Origin of the sequence: Pseudoalteromonas sp. NZS100, assembly GCF_015864815.1 — a bacterium.
GTDB lineage: Bacteria > Pseudomonadota > Gammaproteobacteria > Enterobacterales > Alteromonadaceae > Pseudoalteromonas > Pseudoalteromonas distincta.
This window is the reverse complement of record NZ_JADYWM010000006.1, coordinates 35918-48479: the sequence shown is the minus strand read 5'-3', so window position 1 is coordinate 48479 and position 12562 is coordinate 35918. Positions and strand designations below refer to the sequence as shown.

Sequence of the window (12562 nt, the reverse complement as noted above, 5' to 3'; positions counted from 1 at the left end):
TTAGACTAAGTTATAGGTTAATATTAAGTGAAAATTAATTTTGATTATAATAACAACGCTAGGGAGAGGTTCATGCCTTTAATGCGACTGCTCGGCATTTCATTGCTAAGTTTTTTACTCACAGCCTGTGGTGGCGGTGGGTCACTTGAAAAAGACGGCTCCATTAGTGATGGTGATTCCACGACGGAAACATCAACCTATACAATAAGTTTGAAAGGTTATTTGAAAGCGAGTGATACTGAGTCGAATAGTGTTACCGCTGATGCTCCTTTAGAATTAAGAGCTAGTTTAGTTAATGAAGATGGTGATGCAGTGTCTGGCGAGCGTATTACATTCACGTTAGCGGATTCTATTGGTGAGCTAGACCCAGTAGCAGGTACCGCTCTTACTCAATCAGATGGCGTAGCGACTATTGAGCTAATAGCAGGTTCAAGTGCAGGTGCAGGTGAAGTTACAGCCACTTTTACGATTGATAGTGTCAGTTACACGGATACATTTGCTTTTGAATCTGATGGTACCGCGTCAACAGAACCTCAGTTAAATATCACAGCTGTAAACAGTTCAGGTGAGAATACTCGTAATGTTGATTATTCAAACCCTCTTACTGTTCAAGTTGAGCTAGAGATTGATGGAGAGCCTGCTGCATTTAAGCTTGTTGAATTCGTACTCACTGGTTTAGGAACAATCAATCCAACTAACGGCACAGCACTAACAAATGCTCAAGGCATTGCAACAATAAGCCTTCTAGCTGGTACAGAAGTTGGTGCAGGTTCTATAGTTGCAACCTACACTGATAATGAAAACATTGTTTACAGCTCTGATGGTTATACATTTACTACCGAAGGTGATGCACCCGTTCAGGGTGAGTCGTTAGACTTTTCTATAGGATTGAGTCTTACATCTTCGACTTCATTGACCGAAATTAGTACCATTAGTGCAGCCGATAGTGGTGTGGTTAAAGCAACTGTTCTTGATGGTAATGGTATTAAAGTAGAGGGGGCCGTTGTTAATTTTTCTTCTACCCTAGGTAATCTTATTCCAAGCATTGGAACAGCATTAACAAACGAAAATGGTATAGCTTCACTTAATTTAACTTCAGGTACTGTCGAAGGTGCTGGTTTAATAACCGCACAGTATGAAGGTGTGGAGAAAACGTTGGGCTTTTACACCCGAGGCGATGCTGTAAACCCAGATCAAAGCACTGCGGATATCAATTTTAAAATTTTGCAAAACTGTCCGGTTGATTTTAAAACAACTAGAGATGCAAGTTTCTGTGAAGAGGTAACAAGTATTTCAGGTGATTCTTCAGCTATTTTATTTATTGAAGTGACTAATGAAGACTCTACAACACCACTTACTCAAGCTTTAGTAACCGCTACTACTACTATTGGATCTATTACTCCTTCAACAGGCACTGCAATTACAGATGCAAATGGTATCGCACTACTCGATATTGTTCCTGGGCAAGATGTAGGGGCAGGTGAAATCACCGTTTCTGTACTTGATAGTAACTTGACTAAAGCGTTTCAGATTGCTGCGGTAGATATTGAAATTTCTATTTCGAGTTCTATTGCTGATGATGAGCTATTAGCGGCAGGGGCTACGGCTCTAATTTCTATTGAAATTTCTAAAGATGGTGAGTTATATACAACTCCATTAACGGTTGAATTCTCATCGGGCTGTGTAAGTTCGGGGCAGGCATCAATTGATGAAACAGTGACTAGTATTGGTGGATTTGCACGTTCTACATATCGCCCTTTAACTTGTGTGGGTGGTGATATTATTACAGCAACGGTTATTACTGGTGGAGATACCGTTTCTGCAAATACTACAATTAATGTATCACCTGCAAATATTGGTTTTTTACAGTTTATAGATGTTACAGAGCCTGTAATTGCATTAAAAGGTACAGGTGGTGCTGACCGTACTGAAATTTCAGAAGTGACTTTCAAACTTGTGGATTCAAACGGGAACGATTTAGCGTCAAGAACGGTTAACTTTGAACTTTCAACTGCTGTAGGTGGCATTACATTAGGCACTGCCAGCGCTATTACTAATGCCAGTGGCGAAGTGAAGACATCAGTACTATCGGGTTCGATTGCAACACCTGTACGTGTTATTGCATCAAGTGAAGAAGAGGTAGAAGGTAATACAGTTGTTGTAACAGCCCCTTCAGATATTCTTGTTGTTAGTACAGGTATAGCTGATCAAAATAGTTTTTCGCTATCGCGTTCTATTTTCAATCCCCATGCATTAAATGTTGATGGTAATACAGTAGCGGTTAACGCACGTTTAGCCGATCACTTTAATAATCCTGTTCCAGATGGTACAGCCGTTACTTTTATTACAGAAGGTGGAGTTATTGAGCCAAGTTGTACTACAACGAATGGAGCATGTAGCGTTACTTGGACAAGTAGCAACCCGCGTCCTTTTACTGATTCAATGTACGAAAATACAATTGCTCAAAAATGTGATGGTGGATTACCGTGCCCATTAGGTATTTTAAATAATGATCTTACAATAGATTTACCACTTGGTGGACGAGCAACCGTTCATGCATATGCTATTGGTGAAGAGACTTTTTCAGACTTAAATGGTAATGGTTACTTTGATAGCGAAGACTTCTTTGATGATTTATTTGATATCCCAGAAGCTTTTATTGATAACAATGAAGATGGTACTTTTGGCGGCAAAGATTGTAGTGATGGAACAGACCCATGTTCTCGTGACAATTCAACAGGTGATGAGTTTGAAGAGTTCGTAGATTTTGATGGTAATGGCTCTTGGACTACCCAAAACGGTTTATACAATGGTTTACTATGTCGTGAAGAAGACGAAACCGCAGGACTATGTAGCCGTCAATTGGTTAATGTATTTCAAAACCAAGAGATTGTTATGTCGGGTGATGCGGCATTCTTTAGATTAGTAACCTATGCTGATGATTGCTCGGCTATTGCAGGCGTAACAGCATCTGAGGTGCATATAAACAGTGATCCAGCGAGCCCATTAGTACGTCGCTCACAAGCTGATCCAACAAGCCAACAGATGTGTCAAGTCAGTGAAATAGATTTAACCCAGAGTCCAACAGGGACTAGTAGTGTCAGTCTGATTATGTATATTGCAGATATGTATAATAATCCTATGCCTGCAGGTACTGAGGTATCTATTAGTACTGATAACGGTGAAATTACTGGCGAAACTAGTTATGTATTTCCTAATACTACGAGCTTTGTTCCAGTAGGTGTTTCTTTTGGTATTAAACGGGAACCTTTGACAGGTGGTAACGATAGTCCATCGGGTAGCTTAAACATTTCAGTTGAAGCTCCTTCAGGTTTAGTTTCGCCATTTTCAGTTTCAGTAATCGACGATTTATAATCGTTTAAAATAAAAAATGCCAACCTTTAGGTTGGCATTTTTGTTTCTGTTCTATATATTCCACATCAATTAATCTAAAAACACCTGTTTGTTTAATTTAACGACAAAAATTGTTCGTTTATTCAGTAAATACTGAAAAGTTTGTATTAAAAGCTTGTAACAACTAGTGTTTGTAGATATACCTATAAATATTCGCGCCGCTTATGTCGGCAAAACACATTTTTAATATTTGGTTAGAAATAGGCAACTATGGGCAAATCGCTAGTAATTGTAGAGTCACCTGCTAAGGCTAAAACAATTAATAAATACTTAGGTAATGACTTCATCGTAAAGTCCAGTATTGGGCATGTACGTGATTTACCTACTTCAGGTTCGAGCAAAGCTAAAGTGCCGGCAACTAAAACGCCAGCAGAAGTTCGCAAAATGGAACCTGAAGAGAAAGCAGCGTATAAAAAGCAACGAGATTATACTAACCTGGTCGCGCGTATGGGTATTGATCCTGAGCAAGGTTGGGAGCCGCATTATGAAATCCTGCCAGGTAAAGAGAAGGTTGTTCAAGAATTACAAAAGCTGGCTGAAAATGCAGATCAAATATACCTCGCAACGGATTTGGATAGAGAAGGGGAAGCAATTGCTTGGCACCTTCAAGAAATCATTGGCGGCGAACCTGAAAAGTATAAGCGCGTAGTTTTTAACGAGATTACCAAAAACGCAATACAGCAAGCTTTCGAAACACCTGGCGAGCTTAATACTGACATGGTTTACGCTCAGCAAACACGACGCTTTTTAGACCGTGTTGTAGGCTTTATGGTTTCTCCTTTGTTGTGGGCAAAAGTTGCACGTGGTCTATCTGCAGGACGAGTTCAGTCTGTTGCGGTACGCTTATTAGTTGAGCGTGAACGTGAAATTAAGGCATTTATCCCTGAAGAGTTTTGGGATATTCACGCTGATGTTAAGAATACTGAGTCTGAGTTACGCTTAGAAGTAACCAAACAAGCAGGAAAGGCATTTAAGCCTGTAAATGAAGCTCAGGCTAGCGCAGCTGTTAAAAGCCTTGAGAATGCAGAATACAAAGTAATTAGCGTTGAAGAAAAACCTAGTAAAAGTCGCCCAAGTGCGCCATTAATTACTTCAACCATGCAACAAGCGGCAAGTACACGCCTAGGTTATGGCGTTAAGAAAACTATGATGCTCGCTCAGCGTTTGTATGAAGGCGGTTATATTACTTATATGCGTACCGATTCAACCAATCTTTCAAAAGATGCGGTTGAAATGTGTCGTGAGTATGTAACGAACGAGTTTGGTGCTAAATATTTACCAAAAGATCCAATTAACTATAGCTCTAAAGGCAATGCACAAGAAGCGCATGAGGCAATTCGTCCTTCAAGCGTTACAGTGTTGTCTGGTCATATCGAAGGCGTAGATGCCGATGCTAAAAAGCTGTATGAGCTAATTTGGCGTCAGTTTGTAGCGTGTCAAATGGTACCTGCTGAATACGACTTAACAACACTGACTGTTGCAGCTAACGATTTCCAGCTCAAAGCAAAAGGCCGCGTGCTTCGCTTTGATGGTTGGACAAAAGTACAACCTGCGGTGCGTAAAAAGAACGAAGAAGATCAATCACTGCCAGCTGTTAAAGAAGGTGAAATACTTACTTTAATAGAACTTGATCCTAAGCAGCATTTTACTAAGCCGCCAGCTCGCTTTAGTGAAGCTAGTTTAGTAAAAGAGCTTGAAAAGCGTGGTATTGGTCGTCCATCTACTTATGCGTCGATTATATCAACAATTCAAGATCGTGGTTATGTACGTGTAGAAAACCGCCGTTTCTTTGCTGAAAAAATGGGTGAAATTGTTACTGACCGCTTAGTTGAAAACTTCACTGATTTAATGAACTTTGATTTTACAGCTAAAATGGAAGGTCGTTTAGATGACATTGCTGAAGGCGAGCGTGTATGGACTCAAGTTTTAGATAAGTTTTATGCTGATTTTTCAACGCAACTAACTGTCGCTAAAGACGAGCCAGAGAATGGCGGCATGCGTCTTAATGAGATGGTTGAAACCGATATAGAATGTCCTACATGTAGCCGCAAAATGGGTATACGTACGGCTTCAACCGGTGTTTTCTTAGGCTGTACTGGTTACAGCCTTCCACCGAAAGAGCGTTGTACTACTACAATGAACTTAGTGTCGGGCGATGAAGCGGTTGCTGCTGATGTCGAAGACGTAGAAACCGAAAAATTAATGCAGATGAAGCGTTGTCCTATTTGTGAAACTGCAATGGACTCATACCTAATTGACGAAACCCGTAAACTACATGTGTGTGGTAATAACCCTGCATGTAAAGGGCATATAGTTGAAGAAGGTACCTTTAAAATTAAAGGCTACGACGGACCAATTATCGAATGTGATAAATGTGGCTCTGACATGGAACTTAAATCGGGTCGCTTTGGTAAGTACTTTGGCTGTAACAACGACGAGTGTAAGAACACACGTAAGTTACTTAAAAATGGCGAGGCTGCTCCACCAAAAGAAGATCCTGTTCACATTACTGAATTAGAGTGTGAGAAGTCAGATGCGTATTTTGTTTTACGTGATGGCGCTGCGGGTATATTTTTAGCCGCAAATACTTTTCCTAAGTCACGTGAGACACGTGCACCTAAGGTAGAAGAGTTAAAACGCTTTAGAGACCGTATCTCGCCTAAGTTTTATTACTTAGCAGATGCACCTGCTAAAGATCCTGATGGTAATCTTGCTGTTGTACGCTATAGCCGTAAAAATAAATCTCAGTATGTTATGACTGAAGTTGACGGTAAAGCTACCGGCTGGACTGCTCATTATGAAGCAGGTAAATGGACAGAAGAAGCGAAGAAAAAAGCAGCGCCTAAAAAGAAAGCAGCTGCAAAAAAGGCACCAGCTAAAGCTAAGCCTAAAGCGAAAGCTAAAAAAGAAGATGAATAAGCACGTTATTGCTTATTCATAGTTTTTGTAGATTTAAAAAATCATAAAAAAACCGGAATGCACAGCTTGTGTCTATTCCGGTTTTTTTGTGCCTAGTTGAATGCTTTCGCAACGGCTTTATTAGCAGTACATTCACCTAAGCGTGTTACCAATTTGATTAAAAACCTGGTCATTTTAGCGTATTAAATAACTCAGTTACTGCGTTAAAAGCTATTCATATATGACTGCGTAGATGCAGAAAGTAGGCATTGCAGGGAGCAGCTGCCGAGAACAAATATATGTCATGTTTTTTCGCTTAGCTATTGAGCTATATTCTTAGCGCTTTAATAGATCACTAATTAAATGTAATTGGTATAATTAAATCTTAACAGAAGATACTTTTTTATAGCCTTCAGATTCAAGCTCATCATTTACGCATTTTAATACGTAGGCATTTAGCTCTTCATTGCTTACGTCATCATCTTTAGCCCAGTTAACACACATTTCTGTGTATTCTTTTATCATTTCGGCTGAAGCTGTTGGCGCATCGTCTGCAACCGCGTAAGTCGCAGATACTGCAAATAGTGGTGCTACGATTAATGCTAGCAATGCTTTTTTCATTCGTTTATTCCTAAAAAAATGGTGTGATGACTGATTTATCCAGTTTAAAGTTAGATATAAATCAGTAGTGCCCAATCCAGAACAACTCTGTTGGTATACTGATTTTTAATCGAAATTGAAATAAAAGATAACGAAATTTTTTTATCGTGAGGATGAGTAATTTACTTGTCAGTTTTTTAACTTTAGTAAGTACAGCATTATTAGCTGGAGTAATATATTTAGTAGCTACGAAAACCTGATTCTACGCTTTATATTAATAACCTTTAGATTGTTTTAGGGAAAATTGATTTCTTAGGTTCAAAAATGAAATGGATAAGCGTCATTGTTTATTTCTACTATGAGGATATTTTAAGTTTGTAATATCAGCCGTATTATTTGCTTTAACTGAATGTCTAAATGGTGAAACTAAAAGTCACTAGAATGCGTTAAATACAAAAAAGCCCAAGTGAATAGCTTGGGCTTTTTCGTGTGTAACGCACTTAGGTAAACATTAAACGCAACTTTTGAGTCATTAACACTGAGCGTAAAAACATGCGTAAGGCTCAAGCGTTGTGGTGCCTTGGTCTAACTTTGCGCTGTGGTGGCTAAGCTCGGTGTATTCTTTAACGATTGATGTTGGCATATCAATACTTGTTTGCTTAGCGCTGAGATTGAACATACAAAGCATTCTTTGCTTTCCAAGCGTTCTATAAAAAGCAAGCATAGGCTCTGGCGTTTCTATAAATTCAATATCACCTTCAAGTAAAACTGTTTGGCCTTTTCGCCATGCCATAAACTCACGGTAGGCATTTAAAATTGAGTTGTTATCATCTGTTTGTATAGCTACTGATTGCTGCTTATGTGCATCATCAATGGGTAGCCAAGGTTTTACTTCACTAAAACCTGCATGAGATGAATCAGCTAGATCCCAAGGCATTGGTGTTCTACAGCCATCACGCCCTTTAAAATTAGGCCAAAATGTAATGCCGTATGGGTCTTGTAAATCTTCAAATGCCACACTTGCTTCACCTAGACCTAGCTCTTCACCTTGGTACATACACACGCTGCCACGAAGAGAAGCTAATAGGGCGGTTAGCATTTTACATTGTTGAGGGTTTACTTCGCCATTTTCGCTCCAGCGGCTCGCTACGCGCTCTACATCATGATTACTAAATGCCCAGCATGGCCAGCCTTCAGTCATACGTTGTTCTAGAGTTTGAACCGTAGTTCTAATATATTCACTTGAGTAATCATTTGTTAATAGCTCAAAGCTATAACCCATGTGCAGTTTGTCGCCACCTTGGGTGTACTGCGCCATTGTAGCTAATGAATCTTCTGATGAGATTTCGCCAAGCGATACAGTACCTGGGTATTTATTAAGTAATGTGCGAATATCTTGCATAAATTCAATATTTTCAGGCTGAGTATTATTGTAGTAATGGTACTGAAATGCATACGGATTATCTTCACTAAAACCACGACCCTGGCGCTTATCTTTTGGTTTAGCCGGATTATCACGTAATTGCGCGTCGTGATAGCAAAAATTAATTGCATCAAGCCTAAAACCATCAACGCCTTTTTTAAGCCAAAACTCAACATTATCAAGCACAGCTTTTCGAACATCTGGGTTATGAAAGTTAAGATCCGGTTGTTCGGTTAAAAAATTATGTAGGTAGTATTGCCCGCGACGAGGCTCCCACTGCCAAGCACCACCACCAAAAATAGACAGCCAGTTGTTTGGGGCTGTCCCATCATCTTTTGCGTCAGCCCAAACATACCAGTCGGCTTTACTGTTATTTTGATTTTCACGGCTATCAGTAAACCATTGGTGTTGATCTGATGTATGGCTTAGCACCTGATCAATAATTATTTTAATATTACGAGTGTGGGCTTCGCTTATTAGCTCATCAAAATCATTTAGGTCACCAAAAAGCGGGTCAATGTCACGATAGTCGCTAATATCATAGCCAAAGTCTTTCATTGGCGATTTGAAAAAAGGTGAAATCCAAATAGCATCAACGCCTAAGCTTTTAATGTAATCAATACGATTAATAATCCCTCTTAAATCACCAATGCCATCGTTGTTGCTATCTTGAAAGCTACGCGGATAAACTTGATAAATAACCGCACCTTTATACCACTGCTTTTGGGTCATGCTTTTCTCCGTCATTCCACACAGTATTTAGACTATTTTTATTTGTGATTACGATTAATCACGTTATTTGCAAAAAGCATACGTGAAGCCTTGTACGCTGTAAAAAGTCTGCATACGTATGCACTAAAATTAACGCAATTAAATTATTAAAAATAAGTACTTATAGCTAGCTTAAAGGTGTTTTATTTATGTGTTGGGTGTTTACCAATTATGGTACTGACTTACTTTCTGACCTTTATTAAACATAACGGTTTGTCATACAAGAGAAAATATATTTTATGTTTTGAATTTAATGGTCTGACCAATTAAACATTTGAATTGTGTCTAATATTTCTTATTTTAAATAGCGATACTAATTAGTTTCACTTTGTTTACATTGCGTGCTGTTAACTTTTAGTTTTTGATACAGTAGATTTTACATATAAAGTTAGCTGCGTCATTTTCAATGGTTTTATTTTCAATAAAATCAATTATTTAATGTTTATTTGGCAAGGTTTGTAATAATGTGAAGTCGTGCTATAACTGTTGAATACGTATGCATAAAGTTGTTAATAAAATAAAGCTGGCGTTAATATTCATCCTGACAACAAAATTAGCTCGCCTGTTTGACTATCACTCAAATAAAGAAGCGAGTATCACAATATGGGTAACGGGAAAAACATCATGTCTATGTTCAAACCAAGTATATTAACGTTGGCAATGGCTACTGCAGGATTAGCAAGCTTTGCCTCTGTAGCAGCACAAGAAGATACAGTTAAAAATGATGACGTTGAGGTTATCGAAGTAAAAGGCTTTCGTGGCAGTGTTGTAGAATCAATCAACACAAAGCGTTTTTCTACTCAAGTCGTTGAGTCAATTTCAGCAGAAGATATAGGTAAGCTACCTGATTCATCTATTGCAGAGTCTATTGCACGTTTACCTGGATTAACAGCGCAGCGCTTAGATGGTCGCGCAAGTAGAGTATCAATTCGTGGTTTTGGTGAAAACGAAAGTGGCACCACATTTAATGGCCGCGAGCAAGTATCTATTGGTGATAACCGCGGCGTAGAGTTTGACCTTTACCCATCAGAAATTATGAGCGGCGTTACCGTTTATAAAACACCTAATGCAAGTATTGAAGCAGAAGGTATTGCGGGCATAATTAACATGCAAACCGTGCGTCCTTTAAGTAAAGGTGAACGTGTTGTTCAAGTAAATGGACAGTATGAGCAAACAAGCTTTGATAAATTAAACCCTGACGGCAACGACGACGGTTACCGTGGCACTTTCTCATACATCGACCAGTTTGCTGATGACACCATTGGTATTGCATTTGCACTAAATACCATGAGCTCGCCAAACCAAGAAAAGCGTTGGAATTCATGGGGTTATCCTGAATTCACTGCTGAAGATGGTAACTCGTATTCAATTTTAGGCGGTGCTAAGCCATATGTTCGTTCATCAACGCTTGAACGTGATTCAGCAATGCTTGTTCTAGAAGCAGCGCCTACAGATAAACTAAATATGACGTTTGATGCGTTGTATGTAGACTTTACAGACGAGCAAATTTTGCGCGGCATTGAAGTTCCTTTTGCTTGGGGTCAAGGTAGTATTGATGCAAGCAGTGCTATAGTAGATGCAGAAAGTGGATTCATAACAAGTGCTGTAACACAAGGCCAACGTGTTGTTGTGCGTAACGATTACCAAGAGCGTGATGCTGAACTAACTGCATTTGGCTTTAACACTAAATACGATATTGATGATTCATGGTCAGTAGAATTTGACGCAAGCTACTCGCAAGTTGACCGTAAAATTTGGAGTATTGAAAGCTACTCAGGTACAGGGCGTGGTGATTCTCGCGGTGTTGCAGATAACTTAGGTTATGCTTTTAATGGTGGCAATACTGGCGCTACTTTTTCACATGACTTAGATTACAGCGATTATGATCTAATTCAATTAGGTGGGCCGCTTTCGTGGGGTGCAAGCTCTGCACTAAATGATGCATATGGATTAACGGGCACAGAGTATGTAAACCAAGCTCAAGACGGTTTTATTAATGCTCCAACTATTGAAGATGAATTAGTTACATTAAAACTTGCAGCGTCTAAAGTACTAGAAAACGAATACATTAGTTCAATTGAATTTGGCTTAGGTTATAAAGAACGTGAAAAGTCTAAATATTCGCAAGGTTACTTCTTAACTTTAACTGATTTTTCTCTTGAAAACCCAGGAATGCTTAGTGTACCTGAGCAATACCGTTTAGGCAGTGTTGGCCTTGACTTTATTGGGCTAGGAGACATGATAGCCTACGATGTAAATGGTTTAGTTAATGATGGTTACTATGAAACCCTTGACGAAAGTTTAACTAGCTCAACTCATGCAACTAAGTCGTGGACAGTAAAAGAAGAAATCACCTCAGCATTTGCACAAGCTAATATTAATGCAGAAGTAAGTGGTCTTCCATTAACTGGTAATATTGGGGTGCGCTATGTTCATACAGATCAATCCTCTCAAGGTAATGCTTTTGGTGTAGATGGGAATACTGGTCTAGTCATTACTTCACCTACAGATATTGGTCACGATTATTCTCACGTTTTACCAAGCTTAAATTTATCACTTGCGCTTGATGAGCAGCAAACAATACGTTTTGGCGCAGCGAAAACAATCTCACGTGCGCGTATAGATGAAATGAACGCCTCTGTTAATGCATCATATAATGATACACCGGATGAAAACGGTAACTTTTGGTCTGTATCGGGTGGTAACCCTAACCTAGAACCTAAAGAAGCAACAGGCTACGATTTATCTTATGAAAACTACTTTAGTGATGAAGGTTACTTCTCTGCTGCATTTTTCTATAAAGACTTAACCCAGTGGATTTTTGATGGTAAATACGAAATTGATATGTCGGGCGTTGCGGACCCATCAACAGGTGAAGTCCCAGCTACGTCAGAAGGTACTGGCAGTGGTAAAGTAAATGGCGGCGGCGGTGACCTATACGGTTACGAGCTATCTCTAGCGTTACCATTTAAAATTTTCCACCCGTCTCTTGAAGGCTTTGGCTTAATTGCTAGTCATACAGGTATTGAATCTGATATTGAAGATGGAAATGGCAATGAGTACGAACTACCGGGTCTGTCTGACAAAATTCAAAGCTTAACGGTTTACTACGAAATGAATGGTATTCAACTGCGTACCAGTATGCGTAAACGTAGTGCCTTTAAAGGTGATGTATACGGGCTAGGTTTTGATACCGAGCAAGTGGATATCCTAGGCGAAACAATTTGGGACATTCAAGCTGGCTACGACTTTAGTGAGGCCGGTGTTGAAAGTCTTGAAGGGTTATCAATTCAGTTCCAAGTTCAAAACTTAACAGAAGAGCCGTTTACATCGCTTTCTGGCGATAACGCGCTACAAGTTCGTGACTACCAAGATTACGGTCGTACTTACTTGTTAGGCTTTAGCTACAAGCTATAATAAAGGTTGTGTGTAGGAGCCCTTGTAATTTGTTTTACA

5 protein-coding genes are annotated in these 12562 nt (G+C 39.3%); 3 read left to right on the top strand and 2 right to left on the bottom strand.

All coding sequences use genetic code 11. From position 1 onward, the window contains the following. Window positions 1-72 precede the first annotated feature (72 nt). The gene (locus I6E69_RS07935; RefSeq protein ID WP_197120999.1) at window positions 73-3375 is read left to right on the top strand and encodes an Ig-like domain-containing protein; all 3303 of its coding nucleotides are present in this window, start codon (window positions 73-75) and stop codon (window positions 3373-3375) included. Between the two features lie 249 nt (window positions 3376-3624). Beyond that, window positions 3625-6333 (top strand): type I DNA topoisomerase, encoded by a 2709-nt coding sequence (topA, locus tag I6E69_RS07930; RefSeq protein ID WP_149602799.1) that lies wholly within the window; start codon window positions 3625-3627, stop codon window positions 6331-6333. 357 nt (window positions 6334-6690) lie between these two features. Here the strand turns inward: topA and I6E69_RS07925 are convergent, their stop codons facing one another. Both I6E69_RS07925 and I6E69_RS07920 read right to left on the bottom strand, forming a co-directional pair. Further along, window positions 6691-6933 (bottom strand): hypothetical protein, encoded by a 243-nt coding sequence (locus I6E69_RS07925; protein WP_002959734.1) that lies wholly within the window; start codon window positions 6931-6933, stop codon window positions 6691-6693. 511 nt (window positions 6934-7444) lie between these two features. Further along, window positions 7445-9067, bottom strand: coding sequence for an alpha-glucosidase family protein (locus I6E69_RS07920; protein WP_197120998.1), 1623 nt, complete (start codon window positions 9065-9067; stop codon window positions 7445-7447). Window positions 9068-9730: 663 nt separating this feature from the next. On the opposite strand from I6E69_RS07920, the gene I6E69_RS07915 reads away from it, so the two are divergent. Continuing rightward, a complete protein-coding gene (locus I6E69_RS07915; RefSeq protein WP_197120997.1) occupies window positions 9731-12523 on the top strand; it encodes a TonB-dependent receptor in 2793 nt (930 codons plus the stop codon). Window positions 12524-12562: the final 39 nt, after the last annotated feature.